The organism is Microvirga massiliensis (assembly GCF_001006805.1).
In the GTDB taxonomy this organism is placed as follows: domain Bacteria; phylum Pseudomonadota; class Alphaproteobacteria; order Rhizobiales; family Beijerinckiaceae; genus Microvirga; species Microvirga massiliensis.
In genome coordinates, this window is the sequence record NZ_LN811358.1 from 384,882 (window position 1) to 402,241 (window position 17,360).

Sequence of the window (17,360 nt, forward strand, 5' to 3'; positions counted from 1 at the left end):
CGCAATGGGCCTTCTCGGCATCGTGGTGGCCCTTCTGCTGCTGATGGTGCTCGCTTTTCGGGGCTGGAGCGTATTGCTGCTCTCACCGGCAGCCGCTCTCCTCGCTGCGGCCTCTGCCGGTGAGCCACTCCTGGCGCACTGGACCCAGACCTTCATGGGCAGCGCTGCCCGCTTCATCGCACAGTTCTTCCCGATCTTTCTGCTCGGCGCGCTCTTTGGCAAGCTGATGGACGACAGCGGTTCGGTGACGGCCATTGCGGGATTCCTGACCCAACGCCTCGGCAAGGAGCGGGCCGTCCTCGCCGTCGTGCTCGCAGGCGCATTCGTGACCTATGGCGGGGTCAGCCTGTTCGTCGCGTTCTTCGTGCTGGCTCCGATGGCGCAGGCGCTGTTCCGCGCGGCAGCCATTCCCCGGCGCCTGATGCCGGCGTCGATCGCCTTGGGGACTTCGACCTTCACCATGTCAGCCTTGCCGGGAACGCCAGCGATCCAGAATGCGATCCCGATGCCGTTCTTCGGCACGACGCCCTTTGCGGCGCCGGGCCTGGGTGTTGTCGCATCGGCCATCATGCTCGGCTTTGGATTGTGGTGGCTGGGCCGGGCCGAGGCTTCCGCGAGGCGATCGGGTGAGGGCTTTGGAAGCGAACGCGAGGTGTCCCTTGAGGCGATCCTGGAGGATCAGGTATTGCGAGAGCGCGCAACCACCGCGCGTGAATTCGACCCTGCCGAGATGCGGCATGGACAGCACGGAAACGATGTGCCTCCGATTCTTCAGGCTGCCCTGCCGCTGATCGTCGTCGTTGCCGTCAATCTGCTGATGTCTCTCGTGGTGCTCCCGCGATTGGATGTGGCTTTTCTCTCGGAGGCGCAATGGGGCAGCACGTCCCTGGCCGGAGTTGGAGGTGTCTGGTCCGTGATCACGGCGCTGGCTGCGGCCATCATCGTGGTGATCGTGGTGAACCGCCGGCGACTGCCAGCGCTCCGGGACAGCATGGATGCCGGCGCGAATGCGTCCGTGCTGCCGGCGTTCAGCGTCGCAAGTCTCGTCGGCTTTGGGGCCGTGGTGGCTGCTCTGCCGGCCTTCGAGATCGTCCGCGATGGCGTGCTGACAATCGGAGGCGGCCCGCTCGTTTCGCTCGCCGTCGCAACAAACGCCCTGTCCGCTCTCACGGGCTCTGCGTCGGGAGGGCTCACCATCGCGCTCGATTCCCTTGCGCCGACCTACATGGCTCTTGCAGCAGAGGAAGGCATCAGTCCGGACCTCCTGCACCGCGTCGCCGTGATTGGATCGGGCACGCTCGACAGCCTGCCGCACAACGGTGCTGTCGTCACGTTGCTCGCCGTCTGCGGATCGACGCATCGCGAAGGCTACCGCGATATCGTCATGGTTGGCATTGTCGGCGCTATCCTCGCCTTGGCCGCGGTCATTGTGCTCGGTTCCATCTTCGGCTCGTTCTGAGCGAGATCAGGATACGAACATGAAGGGCAGAGTGCCTGCTGGCATTTCTTGAGCGGCGGGGCTTAACGTCTTTTTGCGCTTGCGACTGCTACAGCACATGGAGCGGACTCAAGGTCACCCAAAGATCGAACCGGGAACTCTCCCACGCGTCAGGAACATTCGATTTTCGTCTTACAAGGATACTCAGCTTATTTTCTGGGTGTGCCAGAAGCGACCGCAACCATCGCGCCCCAATCACCACGCGCGCGCACGTGATGCGGATCACAGTCGTCCCTGCCCGGACGATCATAATCGCCCAATGGCGTGCTCGCGAAGGCTCCAGATGATCGAAACCAGCCGGGGCGAAGGGTGGGCGGGCATCAATGACAACCGGCAAAAAGCGCAGCATGAGCAGGATGGCTGACTGGCAGACAGTTTACGACTTCTGGTTTCCGCCGGGCTTGGCGGACGATGACTTCGATGCTCACCGGAACAGGTTCGGCTGGTGGTTTGGCGGGGGATCGCATGCAGAGTTGCTGGCCTTTGCTCCGCTCCTCGAAGCGGGCCGGGACGGACGCCTGGATGATTGGCTCACCCCCCGGTCGGACGCCCGTCCGTGATCCTCGTCCTCGGCCAGTTTCCGTGGAGGCTCTTCGCCGGGATGCCCGACGCCTATGCCTCTGATCCGGATGCTTTGCGGATCGCGGAGGAGGGACTGCGGAACGGCCACTACGAGGCGCTCACGCGGCCGTGGGAGAAGACGTTCTTCTTCATGCCTCTGGCCCACACGGAGGGTCCGGACCATCTGGGGCGGCTGGAGCGCGCAATCCTGGAAGCTGAAGCCGTTGCGCTTGAGGCTCCGGTGCATCTGAGGCCGCTCTACTGGCACTCCGTCAATCAAGCCTGTGGCCATCGTGATGTGATCCAGCGGTTCGGCAGGTTTCCGCACCGCAATCCTGTCGTGGGTCGAGGGTCCACGCCAGACAAACTGGCGTATCTGGAAAGGGGCGACTTCGTCCACAGGCGCCAGCCGCCGCAAAGTGCCGGACGTGCATGACGTCGGTTCCCGACGCGGTGAGTCGAGGCGCGGGAGATTGCCGAATGATGCAGGACGACAACGAAGTGCCATTAGGGCCGATCATGGCTGGGCGCGGTCTCCCGGCCATGTCGGCCGTCGGAGCCTCCTTCGTGGTTCGCGAGTGGTCGGACTCCGGTCCTTCCTACCTGCACTTCCATCGCTCGGACGACGAAGCCTGGCACGTGCTCCATGGCTCGCTGCGGTTCCGCTTTCGGGATCGGGAGATTGACGCCCTGGCCGGAACGACAGTCTTCGTGCCGGCCGGCACCCTCCACACCTACTGGGTCACTGAGCCCAGTTGCTATCTCATTTTCCTGACGCCGCAGCTCGATCGGCGAATCGACAGTTTGCGCAGCCTGACCGATCGATCCCAACTACGGGCCACGCTCGCTGAATTTGATACCGTGCTCGTGGAATGAGTTTCTTTGCCGCGAGCTTTCCGTGCGAGACCGCATCAGAATCTAGCCTACCGAACAAATGCGGCGTCGCTCATGGTCAGATCCTGAAGTCTCCAGCAGTTCGGCCAATACCCCCTCCTGCGCTGCGCGGATCTCCCGCAACGCGCACGGCGACAGTGGCAGCACCTCCTATACGATCGCCAGAGGCTCCAGCGACCTGAACAGCCGTGGGCCGGATGCTGTGTACCTGGTTGACCACGACTCCGTCATGCACACGTTCAGCCACTTTACGATCTTCCAGTTGGACAACCAGCGGCTTGCTGCGCTGATCTCGGATTTCGACAGGATCACCGGCACGGGGACGGCTACAACGTCACAGGCGACTTCGTCCGTGGCGAAACCGAGGGCGCGTTCTTCGCTCAGGTTGAGCGGCAGTCGGACGGTAGCTTCGGCGAGGTGCACTGGACCGAGATCGCTGATCCGGGAGCGGATGTAACAAATGGGAACACCGCCATCGATGACACGGTCCTGGGTATCCATGTCGCCAGTGGAGTGACGCACGGTTTTGTCGCCAGCGCAGCGATGCCGGAGTCCGGCGCGTTGCCGAGCAGCGCGCATAGCCAGGAATGCTGGGGATGATCGGAGTGCGCTCGTGGTGCGCTTGCTGAGGTGAGATTGCTGGCATGGTGCTGGTGTTGAATGCCGCTGCCAAGTCAGTCACGGGGGGCTGCCGCGCTGAAGTCATCCAGCACGGCCGAGAGGGCCTCCGGTCGTACCCTCACTGCTCCCGCAAAGGGATGATCGATCGTGGTGATGATGAGCAGCCCCGCGAAGATCAGGAAAGACAGTATGCCCGTCATCATCACCTGAGCACGCAGGTTCTCGGCGCCGAAGAAGAGTGTGAAACCGAGCGTCAGAACCGCGCCGCCAGACAGTACGAACCATAGCACTCGGGGAACAGTGCCAGGGGCCATCACCAGCCTCGTGCGGCGGGTTTGGGTCACGACGTCAAGCTGGTGGAGGGCTTCGGCCAACAGGGCTGCTCCGCGAGCGTCACCGGGGGTGAACGTCATCAGCGCCGAATAGGCACTCTTAAGTGCCTGTGTCACGGCGTGACTCTCCTTCCCTTGCTCCATGGCGGGCCATTCCTCCGCAATGGCCACCTTGATGTACCGGGTCAAACCGTTGTGGATCGCTGTACCAGAATCACCTCCGATTCCCTCCGCCAATCGGTACAAAGTTGTAACGGCGGCTGCCTCCTGGGCCACGGCGTTCTCCGCCTCATCGAACTTTTCCCACACGGTGATTACGGCAAAGCCCAACAGCACCGCGTAAAGCACGCCGACGGTGGCGAACGTGAATCCGGCGACCTCATTATTGAGGCGCAATCGGTCCAGGCTGACGCGTCGGCGAACGAGAACTGGACCGGCCATTGCGATAAGCGTCATGGCGCCGATCAGAAGGATGCTGGACAGCCATGCCGGTGCCGTGGCCAGGAGTGACAATAGCATGTCCATCCACCCTTCTACGGTCCAGTTTGGTAGGATCGACAGGACTATAATGACCTTGGTCGTTCCCGGCAAAATAGATCAATATCCGGTTTATTTCAGCAGCTCAAAGGAATGCTCATAGGTTCTGTCGGATCGCCGAGTCGTGGTTACTTGCCCGCGGGCGCCAATGAACGCACCCGTGCCGCCGATCACGGCTCTGACTTGCGGCGTATTCACGGTCATTTCCGTGTCCTGTCCTAGGTAGACTGTGCCGCCAGAGACCACGAGGCTGTCACCATTGCCAAGATCGAAGTAGAGCTGGCCGATGCGCCCCTCATGCGGATGCCGCTCCCCCGGCAATGCGACGGTGAAGAGTATACCTCTCAGCGTACCGGTGTTGCCGGCCTCAGATCGGACAGCGGCCTCAAATGCGAGCATGTCACCATGTGACTTTCCTTTCAGGCCAACATCCACGTTAGTCAGGGCGGGAGCTTCCTGGATGACGATGAACTTGCGCGTCTCTGCGAGTGCCTGCGTGCCGAGAAAGAAGGAGACATTCAAGATCGCCCCGACCAGAGTGGCTCGTGCAGCATGTTCACACCGTGACATAGGGACTCCTCCTTGTGAGTGCGTCCTGTGCCGTCCGGCGAGTAGCGGAGCCTCAGCCCCTATGATGCGATCTCGCTACGGAGCAGCAGCGGCCGTCCTGATCCTAGCACAATACAAACACCTGCGCTGGGAAGGTGAGCAGGTTCCCTTGGAAGCGGCATCGGGTAAGCCGACGATAGCCTAACGCTCGCGATGAGGTCGACTTGGCTGAGGGCCCCTGAAAGGCGACTATCATCCGGCTCATCGCTTCGGCTTTGGAGCTCTGTCAAACCCCAGCCCTACTAGGAAACCGCGATGCGGACATAATCAACGTGCAGTATCAATCAATCCAAGCGCCAGCAGAGCAATGGAGGACCGCCATGATAAGGGTCTTTCGCAGACCTTGCCTACTCGCGTGGTTCGGGCTGCTTGCGTTCTTCGGGGCGCGTGCCGCTGGCCCGATTGTGACGGATGACGCAACCCATAGCATCGCCAATGCTCGTGACGCGCGATACTGCGAGATCATTCCGGTCGTCCGCGACGGTTTTCGCCTCATCGCCACGGTCTATAACACACTGGGGCTGAACGACTGCCCAGCCGAGATCTGGAACGCGATCACAGAGGCGGATATGAGAAGGCATTTCGGTGCTGTCACTGTCCTGCTCAACGGCCCACGGCATTTTCTGATGGATACGATCAGCGGGGATGGGGCAACGGCGGCTGGCAAGACAATCGAGGCGGGAGGACTCGCAATGGCCGAGCGGGCCTCTCTGGACCTCGGCATCTTTGATCTCCCGCGAACAGCGTACCGGGAGCGGAAGGTCGATCGCGAGACGCGATATCTGTTTAAAGCCGGCGGCCCTGTGTTCGCGCTCGATGCACCCGACGGCAGCCGCTATGTCATGCAGGCCTATGCGCAAATCGTCGACAAGGAGCTGACCTATGCAGCCCTCCCAACGCTCGGCGCACGCTTGAAGCTGCCTTCGGGATGGCACTATTCGATGCTGATGATCAGCGAGGATCTGATCCTTGGCTCGCGCGGACAGGCAACGATTGTGCAGGATGAACTGCAGAACACGTACCAGAAAGTGGATTAAGATTGCGAGGACTGCCCGATGAAACGCGCTTGCCTCATGGCCCTACTCGTCACAAGTCCCATCACTGCGCTCGCTGACCAGAAGTCTGCGGACGCTTGCGCGGCCAAGCTGTCGAAGGAACCTGCTGCGATCTATTCGAGCACCGTGGCGCAAATCTCGCCCGGCGTAAGCATCAAGGATGTGGTCGTTAACGTGACACGCAGTATGGTGATGGCGGGCCGCCTCAGCCGGGCCAATGCTCGTCCGGCCGCCGAAGCTGCTGGCAATTGCCTCGAGCTGATCAGGAAGTGACGCTCTACGGATTGTTTGTGCCGGCCCGTCGTCCCGCTCTTCGAGGAATGGTCGGCCGGACCGGCGTCCCAATCCCGCTTGGTCCCTGTTCGCATCCGAATACTGGAATTAGCACGGGAACGATTCCGGACGCGGCCTGTGTGCAACCGCAAGCCGCGCTGGTCGTGTCACGACCCATGGTCCGCATCGATGGCGTCCACCAATGCGCCGGGCTGACCAAGTACGGTCCCTCAGCAGCCCGTGCAGATGCCTTTCATGATCTCCCGGTCGTTCTGGCGGTCCTGTTGATCTATCTGTTGGGTGGCCGTCGCGTCATCGGTCGAGAAGTCGTTGCGAGGCTGCGTCACGGCTTCCCGCTCGAGAGCGCGCTCCGACGGGATCAGGATCTCCCCTCCGGGCGATCTGAACTCAGGCTCCTGTGCCCACGCCGGAACGGCAGTAACAGGAACCCCACTCCGATGAGCAAGGGTCCGATGAGCAAGGGAAGGCGCTGGATGCCCATATCTCCTACTTGTACTCGTCACTTCAGGTCTGCCCGGCTCTTTCCATTGCCTTCCAGGATCGGATCAAAGCGTTCGAAAGCCTGATCCCGGAGGCTATCGAGGCTGCCAATGAACAGATCTATGCGGATCGCGGATGACTTCGACTGCTGGCTCGGGACCGTCCTTTTCGTGCGCGATGGCACTGGTCTGCACATCGCAAGACCAAGCCAAGAGTATGCATCGCGCCAAGCTGCGATCACAAGCACACCATCGGTAAGAGAGATCCGTGGTCCTTACATCTGAATTCTGGCCCAGCGGTTTCGGTCCTGTGCCTTGAATTAGAGCCGCTCTGCGCGAAACGTATCGCAGGACGAGATCTGGCCCGATTCCAGACCTCGCGTGAGCCACTGAACCCGTTGCTGTGAAGAGCCGTGCGTGAAGGAATCGGGCACGACGCGGCCGGAGGTCTGACGTTGCAGGCGATCGTCGCCGATCGCCTGGGCTGCATTGATCGCTTCTTCGATGTCGCCCTTCTCCAGGGATTGATAGCGCTGCTCGGAATTGTGAGCCCAGACGCCGGCAAGGCAGTCGGCCATCAGCTCGACGCGAACGGAGAGCTGGTTGGCTTGGCGCTGATCGACTTCCCTCTGGCGTTGCTGCACACGGGGAAGGATCCCGAGCTCATTCTCGACGTGGTGGCCGACCTCGTGCGCGATCACATAGGCATAGGCGAAGTCGCCCCCGGCACCAAAACGGCGCCGCATATCCTCGAAGAACGAGAGGTCGACATAGACCGACTTATCGAGCGGACAGTAGAACGGGCCCATGGCAGATTGCGCAAAGCCGCAGCCCGACTGGGTTTGTCCAGAGAAGAGCACGAGCTTGGGTGGGTCGTATTGCCGATTGGCCTGGGCCGGCAACACCTTGCTCCAGACATCTTCCGTGTTGCCCAGGATATTGGCTGCGAAGCGCCCCATCTCGTCGGTCGGGGCGCCGCGCCGGCCTTCCTGTTGCTCCTGTTGGAATCCGCCGCGCTGCATCATCTCCGCACCGCCGATGAGGAGACGCGGGTCGATCCCAAGGGCCCAGCCGAGGAGCCCGAGGATAACGATCGTGCCGATCCCGAGCCCGCCGCGCCCGCCGGGGATACCCATGCCGCGGCGATCTTCGACGTTGGTGGAGGTTCTGAAATCTTCCCAGCGCATGGTCGTCCTCAAGGCGGCCGGAACAGCCGCTGCGACAAAGCAGAAGCGCTGCCGCTAGTTCCAACAGGGCCGGGGCGGCGGCCCGATCGCTCCCGAATTACAGGCGGCATAGCCGCGCAGTATCCGGTAATTGCGATGCTCAAACCTCACCGTCGAGGGCGCGCCGGAGAAGCCGGAAGTCGCGCCAGCCGAGCCGCTTCTGCAGCGGCTGCCGAAGCAGGTAGGCAGGATGGAGAGTCGGCAGTGCCCGGATCTCGCATCCGTCGCGCATGGAGTAGCCGAACCAGCGGCCTCTCACCTTGAGGATTCCGTCCTTGATCCCGAGCAGATTGCTCGTCGCCGGCCCTCCGAGACAGACGAGGAATTCCGGTGCGGCGAGCTCGATCTGACGCTCGATGAAGGGGCGGCAGATTGCGATCTCCTGCGGCGTCGGCGTGCGGTTACCGGGCGGACGCCAGGGAACCACGTTCGCAACGTAGACACTGTTCCGGTCGAGCCCGATGGCCTCGAGCATACGGTCGAGCAGCTGGCCCGAGCGCCCGCGGAACGGCTTTCCGATCCGGTCCTCTTCGGCTCCCGGGGCTTCCCCCACCAGCATGACCCGTCCGGCCGGGTTGCCGTCCGAGAAGGCGAGATTCTTGGCACTCAGCTTGAGCGTGCAGCCATCGAACTCGGCGAGGATAGCCTCGAGTTCCTCGAGGGTTTCAGCAGCAGCGGCACGTTCGCGGGCAAGGCTCGCCACGTCTTCGGGAGCGCCGGCCGCCTCCCTGGGAAGCGGCCGCGCCGGCGTCACCGGCTCGCGAGGGCCGGCCGTGCGGGGCTTGGGCTCCTCGGCCTGCTTCCGGGCCTGCGCGGCAGCAAGGGCGAAACGGTCGTGGGGCGTCTCGTCGAGGGCCAGGTCCACGCCGGCCTCGACCTGAAAATCGAGGATTGCCCGCCACGCGTCCAGGTCCATGCTGCTCATGCTCCTGATGTATGCGGACCGTGGCGGGCGAGCAATGCATGCCCGCCGAATGCAAAAGGTCTCCGGAAGGCGGGAACGGTCGCCATCCAGCCTTGAGAGTTCCCATGCGATGGTTCATCTGTGGCCTGGAGCCGGGGATACCGGCGGCACCCGAGGAGAGAGCTGATGGAATTGCCCGCGCGTGAGTCGATGGACTTCGACGTCGTCGTGGTCGGCGCCGGGCCGGCGGGTCTTGCGACGGCGATCCGGCTCAAGCAGCGGGCGGCCGAGCAGGGCTCCGACATCTCCGTCGTGGTGGTCGAAAAAGGCTCCGAGGTCGGCGCGCACATCCTCTCAGGGGCAGTGATCGATCCGATCGGCCTCGACCGGCTCCTGCCCGACTGGCGCTCCGATCCGGATTGCCCCCTGAAGACGCAGGTTACCCGCGACGAATTCCTCTATCTCGGGCCGGCCGGCGGCGTCCGGATGCCGAACCTGTTCATGCCCAGGCTCATGAACAACCACGGCAATTTCGTGGGCTCGCTCGGGGACCTCACGCGCTACCTCGGCCGGCAGGCCGAGGCGCTCGGCGTCGAGGTCTATCCCGGCTTCGCCGCGGCGGAAGTTCTCACCGACGACGAGGGCCGCGTCACCGGCATCGCGACCGGCGATATGGGCATCGCCCGCAATGGCGAGCAGAAATCGGACTTCACCCGCGGCATGGAGCTGCGGGGCCGCTACACGATCTTCGCCGAGGGTGCGCGCGGGCATCTCACGAAGCAGGTCATCGCGCGCTACGATCTCGCCAAGAGCTGCGATCACCAGAAATGGGGAATCGGCATCAAGGAACTCTGGGAGGTCCGGCCGGAGCACCACGTGCCCGGCCTGGTGCGGCACTCGATGGGCTGGCCCCTGCCTAACAATGCCGGCGGCGGCTCCTGGCTCTACCATTTCGGCGAGAACCTCGTCTCGGTGGGGTTCGTCGTCCACCTGAACTACGAGAACCCGACGCTCTCGCCCTTCGAGGAATTCCAGCGCTTCAAGACCCATCCGCACATTCGCGGCGTGTTCGAGGGGGCGAAGCGCATCGGCTACGGGGCTCGGGCGATCGTCGAGGGCGGCTGGCAATCGGTGCCGCGGCTGTCGTTCCCGGGCGGCTGCCTCGTGGGGGATGCGGCCGGCTTCGTGAACGTGCCGCGCATCAAGGGCAGCCACAACGCCATCCTGTCCGGGATCTTGTGCGCCGATCACCTCACCGCCGCCCTCGCCGAGGGGCGCGCTCAGGACGAGCTTGCGTCCTACGAGGAGGCCTGGCGGTCGAGCGAGATCGGCTACGATCTCAAGCGGGTGCGCAACATCAAGCCGCTGTGGTCGCGCTACGGAACGGCCACCGGCGTGATGCTCGGCGGCCTCGACATGTGGCTCACCGAGCTGTTCGGCTGGTCGCCCTTCGGCACCCTGAAGCACGGCAAGCCGGATTACGAATGCCTGAAGCCGCTCGCAGAGGTAAAGCCGATCGCCTATCCGAAGCCCGACGGCGTGCTGACCTTCGACAAGCTCTCGTCGGTCTTCCTCTCGAACACCAATCATGAGGAGGATCAGCCCGTTCACCTCAAGGTGAAGGACATGGCGCTGCAGAAGCGCTCGGAGCACGACGTCTATGGCGGGCCCTCGCAGCGCTATTGTCCGGCCGGCGTCTACGAGTGGATCGAGGAGGGCGGAACCGCGCGGTTCCAGATCAACGCCCAGAACTGCGTCCACTGCAAGACCTGCGATATCAAGGACCCCAACCAGAACATCACCTGGGTTGCCCCCGAAGGGGGAGGGGGGCCGAACTATATCTCCTTATAGCGGCAAGCCCGGCGGGTGGAGCGGGCTTGCTGCGCGAGCCGAGCGCCCTCAGCGTCAACGTTGCTCTTGCCGGGCCGGGGTTGAATCGCCATTCTCCGGCCAGATTTGGCGCGCCGTGTCCGGCGGAAACGGCAGCGAACCTGGAGCTTCCTTCGTGCCTTGCACCTTTCTGTCCTCGGCCTGCCGCGGCCTGTCCGCGCTCGTGCTTTCGGTTGCACTCGCGGGACCAGTCCTGGCCGCCAATCCCGAGCCGAACGAGGCAATCGAGCCCGCCGAGACGCTCGAAGGAAATTTCCTCTCGGCCTACATTGCCGGCGTGTCCCGCGACACGGCCGCCGCGGTGACGTTCTTTCGCGAAGCCATCAAGGAGGATCCGCGGAATCCGGAACTCCTCGAGCGCGCCTTCGTGGCGTTCCTCGCCGACGGCGCGACGGCGGACGCGTTCCGCCTCGCCGATCGGATCGTCGCCCGTGATCCCTCGAACTCGCTGGCGCAGTTCACGATCGGCGTTCGCGCCCTGCGCGCGAAGCAATACGCCACGGCGCGAGCGGCTCTTCAGAAGGGCGGGCGCGGCCGGGCCGCGGATCTGACGGCAACGCTTCTGACGGCTTGGGCTCATGCCGGGGCAGGCGAGGGGCGCAAGGCCCTCGAGACTGCGGACCGTCTGAAGAGCGAGCGCGCCTTCACCCAGTTCCGGGAATACCATGCCGGGCTGATCGCCGACCTCACGAAGAACCCGAAAGAGGCCGAGCGGCGCCTGAAGGCTGCCTATGAGGCGGATCGCAACACCCTTCAGATCGTCAACGCCTATGGGCGGTTCGAGGCACGTCGTGGAAATCGCGACGCCGCGAAGGAGATCTTCGAGGGCTTCGAGAAGGTCGTGCCGCGCCACCCGATCGTGCGAGCCGCCCTGGAGGATCTGAAGCTCGGCAAACCGATGGCACCGGCCGTTGCAACGGCGCAGGAAGGTGCGGCCGAGGTTCTCTACGGCCTGGGCGTCGTGGGCAGCGCTCAGAGCGATGAGCTGACCGCCATCGTCTATCTGCGGCTAGCCCTGCACCTGGACCCGGACCATGAGCTCGCCTTGATGACGCTGGCGGACGTCTACGAGCGTCTGAAGCAGTATGATCGTGCCAACGAGGTGCTGGCCCGCATTCCGGAGAACTCGCCACTGCGCACGAGCGCGCAGATCTCGATCGGCACCAATTACGAGCTGCTCGGCCGGGGCGAGGAAGCAGTCATGCAGCTCGAGCAGCTCCTGAAGGAGCAGCCCGACAATGTCGATGTGATCAGCGCCCTTGCCAACGTGCTGCGTTCGCGCAAGCGCTGGGCGGAGGCCGCCGAGGTCACGAGCCGGGCCATTGCGCAAATCGGCGAGCCGGGGCCGGGTCACTGGCTCCTCTACTTCCAGCGTGGCACGTCCTACGAGCGCGCGAAGCAATGGGACAAGGCCGAGCCGGATCTCAAGAAGGCTCTCGAACTGGTCCCGGACACCCGTCCGACCGACCGCGCGCAGGTCCTGAACTACCTGGCCTATTCGTGGGTCGACATGGGCATGAACATCGACGAGGCCTTCAAGATGCTGCAGCAGGCCGTCGAGCTCTCGCCGCGCGACGGCATGATCATCGACAGCCTCGGCTGGGCCTATTACCGACTCGGCCGCTACGACGACGCGGTGCGGGAGCTCGAGCGTGCAGTCGAGTTGCGACCCGGTGATCCGGTGCTCAACGACCATCTCGGCGACGCTTACTGGAAGGTCGGGCGGCAGCGCGAGGCGAGGTTCCAGTGGAACCACGCACGTGACTCGAATCCGGAGCACGATGATCTGGTGCGGATTCTTCGCAAGATCGACAACGGACTCGATGTGAAGCCGGCCGCAGCCGACAGTCCTGCAGCGCCGACTGGAACGGCCCAGAACGGCGGCTGATGTTAATCCACGACGAAGCGGGCCGGCGCCGGGCCGATGCGCCGGCCACCTGTCCGTGACGGGAACTCTTGCAAGCCATGCGCCGGCCAAGGTCAATCTGACGCTTCATGTCCTCGGGCGGCGCGCGGATGGCCATCACGAACTCGAAAGCCTCGTAGCCTTCGCGGGCGCGGGCGATCACCTCGTGCTGCAGCCAGGGCCTCGGCTATCGGCCGAGGTGAGAGGCCCGACGGCGCACCTGTCCGGAGAGGCGGACGATAATCTTGTCCTGGTGGCAGCGCACCGTTTGCTCGACGGGATCGAAGGGATTCGTGTCGGCCACTTTACCCTGACGAAACGGCTTCCGGTGGCCGCCGGCATCGGCGGCGGGTCTTCCGACGCGGCAGCAGCCCTGCGTCTTCTCGCACGCCTGAACGGGCTCTCACTGAGTGACACGGCGCTCGTCGAGGCGGCTCGGCGGACGGGAGCCGACGTCCCCGTGTGCCTCGAACCGCACGCCCGAATGATGCGCGGCGCCGGCGAGAGCCTCGGACCCGAACTCGGTCTCGCTCCCCTTTCTGCCGTGCTCGTGAATCCGGGAATTCCGGTCGCGACACCCAGGGTTTTCGCAGCGCTTGGCCTCATGCCGGGGGAAGTCCGGGCGGATTCCTCTCATCCAGCGATCGCGCATCCGGCTCCGCAGCCGCTTCTGGAGCTGCTTCGCGTGGCGAGGAATGATCTCGAGCCGGCAGCCTTGTCGGTAGTTCCGGCCATTGCAGACGTCATCGCCAGCCTGCGGAACGAGCCGGGATGCCAGCTGGCGCGGATGTCGGGCTCCGGCGCAACCGTGTTCGGTCTCTTCGTGGATTGGCAGGCAGCCGCGGCGGCAGCGCGCAACCTGCGCCAAGCGAGGCCCGGCTGGTGGGTGAGGGGAACGATCCTTCGGTAGCGCCGAAAGAGCCTGTGCTGGATTCAGTGCGCCCGGGCGATGCAGAAATCGACCGTCTCGAGCATAGCGTCCTTGATCGCGCTCTTCGGGAAAAGCTCCAGGGCATCTCGCGCGATGGCGCCGTAATGGCGGGCCCGCTCGATGGTGTGCTCCAACGCCCGGTGGCGGTGCATGATCGCGATTGCGGTCTCGAGGTCGCTGTCCGACGCCTCATTCTCCTCGAGCGCTCTGCGCCAGAAGGCGCGCTCGTCATCGTTTCCGCGCCGGAAAGACAGTACCACGGGAAGCGTGATCTTCCCTTCGCGGAAATCGTCGCCGACATTCTTGCCTAGGTTGGCGCTTGTACCCCCGTAGTCGAGGGCGTCGTCGATGAGCTGAAAGGCGATCCCGAGATTCATGCCATACGAGCGGCACGCTGCCTGCTCGGCCTTCGGCCGGCCAGCAATGACCGGGCCGACCTCGCAAGCCGCAGCAAAGAGCTCGGCGGTTTTCCCGCGGATCACCGCGAGGTACTCGTCCTCGTTCGTCTCAGTGTTCTTCGCGGCTGCGAGCTGCATGACCTCGCCCTCCGCGATCACGGCTGCGGCCGACGACAGGATGTCCAGCGCGCGAAGCGAGCCGACCTCAACCATCATCTTGAAGGCCTGCCCGAGCAGAAAATCGCCGACGAGGACGCTGGCTTGGTTGCCCCACCGGATTCGCGCCGCGATCCGCCCGCGGCGCATGTCGCTCTCATCGACGACGTCGTCATGGAGCAGTGTCGCCGTGTGCATGAATTCGACGCTCGCGGCGAGCTTGACGTGGCCGTCTCCGTGATAGCCCGCGAGATTGGCCATCGCGAGCGTCAGCATCGGGCGGAGACGCTTTCCGCCGGACGAGATCAGGTGGTTCGCAACCTCCGGGATCATCGTGACATCGGATCCCGTGCGCGACAGGATCATGGCATTGACGCGCTCCATGTCCGCCGACACGAGCGAGACGAGGCTTTCGATGCTCGCGCCTTTGTCAGGATTCTTGTCCTCGAAGGGTACGACCAAACCCACGGGCAGGATCTCGGGTTGCCGGCGGCCAGCGCCGAGGGGAATATGGTGGTTCGATGACACGGGCCGCTCTCGCGCCACAATGCGAAGCGTGCCACCAGGAGAGACCCGCGCCCGATGGTCGAAATCGTCCGCACCAACGACATCGTCCTGATGGGCTACCTACAGTCCCTGCTCGAAAACGCCAAGATCCCGGTCCTGATTGCCGATACGCACATCTCGGCGCTCGAGGGGATGATCGGGGCGTTTCCGCGCCGGCTCATGGTACCCGAGGACCATGAGAGGCAGGCCCGACGCATCCTGCGGGAGGCCGGCTTCGAGGCGGAACTCCGCCTTGGCTGAACCGGGCGATGCAGCTTGCACCGGGCGGAACGACGTCACCCGAGACCAGTTCCTGGGCGGCCGGGTGACCATCCTGCAGCCCGCCAGGGGCCATCGGGCCGGAACCGACGCGGTGCTGCTCGCGGCCGCGACGGTGGCATCGCCGGGCGAACGTGTGATCGATGTCGGAGCCGCGACGGGGGCCGTCGGGCTCATGATCACAGCGGCGACCAAGGGTCTCGATTTGGTTCTCCTCGAAAAGGACCCCGATCTCGCCGCCCTCTGCCGCGAGAATCTGCTCCTGAACGGCGTCGAGGGTCTCGTCGCGAATGCGGATCTTCTCGATCCGGCCTCCCGGGCGGGGGCAGGCGTCGCTCCCGAAGCCGCAGATGTCGTCGTGACCAATCCCCCCTTCTTCGAGGCTGGCAGGGTGCGCTCGTCTCCGGAGGGGCGCCGTGCCAGCGCGCATGTGCTGCCGTCCGGTGGAATCCGGGAATGGCTTCGGGCGGCCGCGGCGCTCCTGAAGCCTCGAGGACGGCTCGTCCTGATCCATCGGGCCGACCGCCTTCCCGAATGTCTCGCCGCCCTGGGCAGGGGCTTCGGGGGCTTGCAGCTCAGGTTCGTTCACCCGCAGACGGACGAGCCTGCCATCCGGTTCGTGCTGACCGCCGTGAAGGGGAGCCGTGCCCCGATCCGCATCGAGCCGCCCCTCGTTCTCCACGCAGGCGGTCGATTCACGCCCGAGGCCGAGGCCGTGCACCGGGGCGCCGCAAGCCTGAAATGAAGCGGGCGCCCGAAGGCGCCCGAGACATCATTGGCCGCTCGGCTCAGTAGCAGACGCGACGCCTCACCGAGACCCAGCCGAAGCCGTCGAATTGCCGCTCGCGGCGAATCACGCAGCGCGGTGCCGGCGGGGCGTAGTAGACGCGCCGCGGATGGCGCGAGTAGCGGCGATAAGCCGGACCCGGCCGTCCATAGCCATAGGCAGGCGCATAGCGCGGCGGGGGCGGGGGATATCCGTAGGCGGGCCCATATCCGTAAGGAGAACCGACCGTGATCGAAAATCCTTGCGCCTGCACGGGCTCGCTCGCCAGGGCACCGACACCCAGGGCAAGCGCTCCGGCGAGGCCGAATAAAATCTTGCGCATTCTCTTTACCCTCTCGTTCCCGGGCGGCGACGAAACGGCGTGCCGCCCGATTCGGTCTCCCTACGGTAGAATGGTTAAGCTGAACAACGGGGCAGGGCAGCGTTCAGGGAGGCTTCATCTTGGAAGCGGGCCTGGATCCTTGTGGCCGCTGTCGCGTGTCTTTAGATCGGAACAATGGCCTTCTCTCTTCTCGAAATCCTGGAAACAACCTTCCGGCCCTTTCTTCCCGCCCGTTTCAGACACCGCGCACCGACGGTCGCCGTGGTGCGGCTCGCCGGTGCGATCGGCGCCGTGATGCCTTTGCGGTCCGGTCTCTCGATCGCCAGCGTGGCGCCGATGCTCGAGCGGGCCTTCGGGATGAAAGGAATCGAGGCTGTCGCGCTCGTGATCAATTCGCCCGGCGGATCCGCGGCGCAGTCCCACCTGATCTTCCGCCGGATCCGGGTGCTGGCCGAGGAAAAGAAGGTTCCGGTCTTTGCCTTCGTGGAGGATGCCGCCGCATCCGGGGGCTACATGATCGCCTGCGCGGCGGACGAGATTTTCGTCGACCCGGCCTCGCTCGTCGGCTCGATCGGCGTCGTGTCGGCCGGCTTCGGGTTCGATCGCCTCATCGAGCGGTTCGGGATCGAGCGCCGGGTCCACACCGCGGGCGAGAGCAAGGCGATGCTCGATCCATTCCGCCCGGAGGATCCGGCGGATGTCAGCCGTCTGAAGGGCCTGCAGGAGCGCATCCACGAGACCTTCATCGGCCTCGTCCGGAGCCGGAGAGGCGAAAGGCTGCCCGCCGAAAAGCCGGATCTCTTCAGCGGCGCGATCTGGGTCGGAGCGGAAGCCGTCGAACTCGGGCTGGCCGACGGAATCGGGGATATCCGCACGATCCTGAGGGAGCGTTATGGCGAGAAGGTCCGGTTGCGGACCGTTCCGCCATCGCGTCCCTCGTTCCTCTCGCGCCTGCTCCGCCCGCAGCCCTTCAGTCCCGAGGTGCGGATCGACCCGCAGGATATCCTCGCGGCGATCGAGGCGAGAGCGGCCTGGGCACGGCTCGGGCTCTGATCTGCAGCCCCGAGAATAGCCCGTAACTGCTTGACTTGGCCCGGGGCACCTTTCAAGGGTGCCCCTCCTCCCGACATGGATC

At 64.4% G+C, this 17,360-nt stretch carries 19 protein-coding genes; 12 read left to right on the plus strand and 7 right to left on the minus strand.

Translation table 11 applies throughout. From position 1 onward, the window contains the following. The first annotated feature begins 4 nt into the window (after positions 1-4). From BN1233_RS26020 to BN1233_RS26030, 4 genes are all read left to right on the plus strand, one after another. Positions 5-1,459: a GntP family permease gene (locus BN1233_RS26020; protein WP_046866503.1), complete on the plus strand. Its 1,455-nt coding sequence runs from the start codon at positions 5-7 to the stop codon at positions 1,457-1,459. 386 nt (positions 1,460-1,845) lie between these two features. After that, a complete protein-coding gene (locus tag BN1233_RS46105; protein ID WP_147707529.1) occupies positions 1,846-2,058 on the plus strand; it encodes a DUF924 domain-containing protein in 213 nt (70 codons plus the stop codon). Next, positions 2,055-2,495: a DUF924 family protein gene (locus BN1233_RS26025; RefSeq protein WP_048708186.1), complete on the plus strand. Its 441-nt coding sequence runs from the start codon at positions 2,055-2,057 to the stop codon at positions 2,493-2,495. Before BN1233_RS46105 ends, BN1233_RS26025 begins: the two co-directional genes overlap by 4 nt. 44 nt (positions 2,496-2,539) lie before the next feature. After that, positions 2,540-2,935: a cupin domain-containing protein gene (locus tag BN1233_RS26030; RefSeq protein WP_048708183.1), complete on the plus strand. Its 396-nt coding sequence runs from the start codon at positions 2,540-2,542 to the stop codon at positions 2,933-2,935. Between the two features lie 168 nt (positions 2,936-3,103). Here BN1233_RS26030 and BN1233_RS26035 read toward each other — a convergent pair whose 3' ends face one another. The 3 genes from BN1233_RS26035 to BN1233_RS26045 all read right to left on the minus strand — a co-directional run bounded on the left by BN1233_RS26035 (position 3,104) and on the right by BN1233_RS26045 (position 5,013). Further along, complete coding sequence (locus tag BN1233_RS26035) at positions 3,104-3,475, minus strand: hypothetical protein (protein ID WP_147707531.1); 372 nt, start codon at positions 3,473-3,475, stop codon at positions 3,104-3,106. Positions 3,476-3,627: 152 nt separating this feature from the next. Then, the gene (locus BN1233_RS43335; RefSeq protein ID WP_187144369.1) at positions 3,628-4,425 is read right to left on the minus strand and encodes a bestrophin-like domain; all 798 of its coding nucleotides are present in this window, start codon (positions 4,423-4,425) and stop codon (positions 3,628-3,630) included. Positions 4,426-4,515: 90 nt separating this feature from the next. Further along, on the minus strand, positions 4,516-5,013 hold the full coding sequence (locus BN1233_RS26045) for a hypothetical protein (RefSeq protein ID WP_048708177.1): 498 nt from the start codon (positions 5,011-5,013) through the stop codon (positions 4,516-4,518). A gap of 359 nt (positions 5,014-5,372) precedes the next feature. Between BN1233_RS26045 and BN1233_RS26050 the strand changes: the two genes are divergently transcribed. Together BN1233_RS26050 and BN1233_RS26055 are read left to right on the plus strand one after the other, a co-directional pair. Then, on the plus strand, positions 5,373-6,089 hold the full coding sequence (locus BN1233_RS26050; RefSeq protein ID WP_052763937.1) for a hypothetical protein: 717 nt from the start codon (positions 5,373-5,375) through the stop codon (positions 6,087-6,089). Between the two features lie 18 nt (positions 6,090-6,107). Continuing rightward, positions 6,108-6,380: a hypothetical protein gene (locus BN1233_RS26055; protein ID WP_046866505.1), complete on the plus strand. Its 273-nt coding sequence runs from the start codon at positions 6,108-6,110 to the stop codon at positions 6,378-6,380. A gap of 820 nt (positions 6,381-7,200) precedes the next feature. Here BN1233_RS26055 and ypfJ read toward each other — a convergent pair. Both ypfJ and BN1233_RS26065 read right to left on the minus strand, forming a co-directional pair. Beyond that, on the minus strand, positions 7,201-8,067 hold the full coding sequence (gene ypfJ, locus BN1233_RS26060) for a KPN_02809 family neutral zinc metallopeptidase (protein ID WP_046866506.1): 867 nt from the start codon (positions 8,065-8,067) through the stop codon (positions 7,201-7,203). A 139-nt stretch (positions 8,068-8,206) separates the two neighbouring features. Continuing rightward, positions 8,207-9,022, minus strand: a complete 816-nt coding sequence (locus BN1233_RS26065) for a uracil-DNA glycosylase (protein ID WP_244470721.1) — start codon at positions 9,020-9,022, stop codon at positions 8,207-8,209. 174 nt (positions 9,023-9,196) lie between these two features. Here BN1233_RS26065 and BN1233_RS26070 point away from each other — a divergent pair, with 174 nt between their 5' ends. The 3 genes from BN1233_RS26070 (at position 9,197) to BN1233_RS26080 (ending at position 13,716) form a co-directional block, all read left to right on the plus strand. Beyond that, on the plus strand, positions 9,197-10,861 hold the full coding sequence (locus tag BN1233_RS26070) for an electron transfer flavoprotein-ubiquinone oxidoreductase (protein WP_046866508.1): 1,665 nt from the start codon (positions 9,197-9,199) through the stop codon (positions 10,859-10,861). A 154-nt stretch (positions 10,862-11,015) separates the two neighbouring features. Beyond that, positions 11,016-12,788, plus strand: a complete 1,773-nt coding sequence (locus BN1233_RS26075) for a tetratricopeptide repeat protein (protein ID WP_046866608.1) — start codon at positions 11,016-11,018, stop codon at positions 12,786-12,788. 55 nt (positions 12,789-12,843) lie between these two features. Then, the gene (locus BN1233_RS26080) at positions 12,844-13,716 is read left to right on the plus strand and encodes a 4-(cytidine 5'-diphospho)-2-C-methyl-D-erythritol kinase (protein ID WP_046866509.1); all 873 of its coding nucleotides are present in this window, start codon (positions 12,844-12,846) and stop codon (positions 13,714-13,716) included. Between the two features lie 23 nt (positions 13,717-13,739). On the opposite strand, the gene BN1233_RS26085 is transcribed toward BN1233_RS26080, so the two are convergent. Then, entirely contained in the window at positions 13,740-14,759 is a 1,020-nt protein-coding gene (locus tag BN1233_RS26085) for a polyprenyl synthetase family protein (RefSeq protein ID WP_046866609.1), read from the minus strand. Between the two features lie 114 nt (positions 14,760-14,873). Between BN1233_RS26085 and BN1233_RS26090 the strand changes: the two genes are divergently transcribed. Then, entirely contained in the window at positions 14,874-15,098 is a 225-nt protein-coding gene (locus BN1233_RS26090; RefSeq protein ID WP_046866510.1) for a putative signal transducing protein, read from the plus strand. After that, positions 15,091-15,861 carry a tRNA1(Val) (adenine(37)-N6)-methyltransferase gene (locus BN1233_RS26095; RefSeq protein WP_046866511.1) on the plus strand — a complete coding sequence of 257 codons (771 nt, stop codon included), beginning with the start codon at positions 15,091-15,093 and terminating at the stop codon, positions 15,859-15,861. Before BN1233_RS26090 ends, BN1233_RS26095 begins: the two co-directional genes overlap by 8 nt. Before the next feature lie 43 nt (positions 15,862-15,904). On the opposite strand, the gene BN1233_RS26100 is transcribed toward BN1233_RS26095, so the two are convergent. Beyond that, entirely contained in the window at positions 15,905-16,225 is a 321-nt protein-coding gene (locus BN1233_RS26100) for a hypothetical protein (protein ID WP_046866512.1), read from the minus strand. 174 nt (positions 16,226-16,399) lie between these two features. Here BN1233_RS26100 and BN1233_RS26105 point away from each other — a divergent pair, with 174 nt between their 5' ends. After that, complete coding sequence (locus tag BN1233_RS26105; protein WP_046866513.1) at positions 16,400-17,278, plus strand: S49 family peptidase; 879 nt, start codon at positions 16,400-16,402, stop codon at positions 17,276-17,278. Positions 17,279-17,360: the final 82 nt, after the last annotated feature.

Excerpts from the sequence above, each read along its gene's own strand:
- BN1233_RS26020 (WP_046866503.1), top strand. The coding sequence starts at position 5 with ATGGGCCTTCTCGGCATCGTGGTGGCCCTTCTGCTGCTGATGGTGCTC.
- BN1233_RS46105 (WP_147707529.1), top strand. The coding sequence starts at position 1,846 with ATGAGCAGGATGGCTGACTGGCAGACAGTTTACGACTTCTGGTTTCCG.
- BN1233_RS26030 (WP_048708183.1), top strand. The coding sequence starts at position 2,540 with ATGATGCAGGACGACAACGAAGTGCCATTAGGGCCGATCATGGCTGGG.
- BN1233_RS43335 (WP_187144369.1), bottom strand. The coding sequence starts at position 4,425 with ATGCTATTGTCACTCCTGGCCACGGCACCGGCATGGCTGTCCAGCATC.
- BN1233_RS26045 (WP_048708177.1), bottom strand. The coding sequence starts at position 5,013 with ATGTCACGGTGTGAACATGCTGCACGAGCCACTCTGGTCGGGGCGATC.
- BN1233_RS26050 (WP_052763937.1), top strand. The coding sequence starts at position 5,373 with ATGATAAGGGTCTTTCGCAGACCTTGCCTACTCGCGTGGTTCGGGCTG.
- BN1233_RS26055 (WP_046866505.1), top strand. The coding sequence starts at position 6,108 with ATGAAACGCGCTTGCCTCATGGCCCTACTCGTCACAAGTCCCATCACT.
- ypfJ (WP_046866506.1), bottom strand. The coding sequence starts at position 8,067 with ATGCGCTGGGAAGATTTCAGAACCTCCACCAACGTCGAAGATCGCCGC.
- BN1233_RS26065 (WP_244470721.1), bottom strand. The coding sequence starts at position 9,022 with ATGGACCTGGACGCGTGGCGGGCAATCCTCGATTTTCAGGTCGAGGCC.
- BN1233_RS26070 (WP_046866508.1), top strand. The coding sequence starts at position 9,197 with ATGGAATTGCCCGCGCGTGAGTCGATGGACTTCGACGTCGTCGTGGTC.
- BN1233_RS26090 (WP_046866510.1), top strand. The coding sequence starts at position 14,874 with ATGGTCGAAATCGTCCGCACCAACGACATCGTCCTGATGGGCTACCTA.
- BN1233_RS26100 (WP_046866512.1), bottom strand. The coding sequence starts at position 16,225 with ATGCGCAAGATTTTATTCGGCCTCGCCGGAGCGCTTGCCCTGGGTGTC.
- BN1233_RS26105 (WP_046866513.1), top strand. The coding sequence starts at position 16,400 with ATGGCCTTCTCTCTTCTCGAAATCCTGGAAACAACCTTCCGGCCCTTT.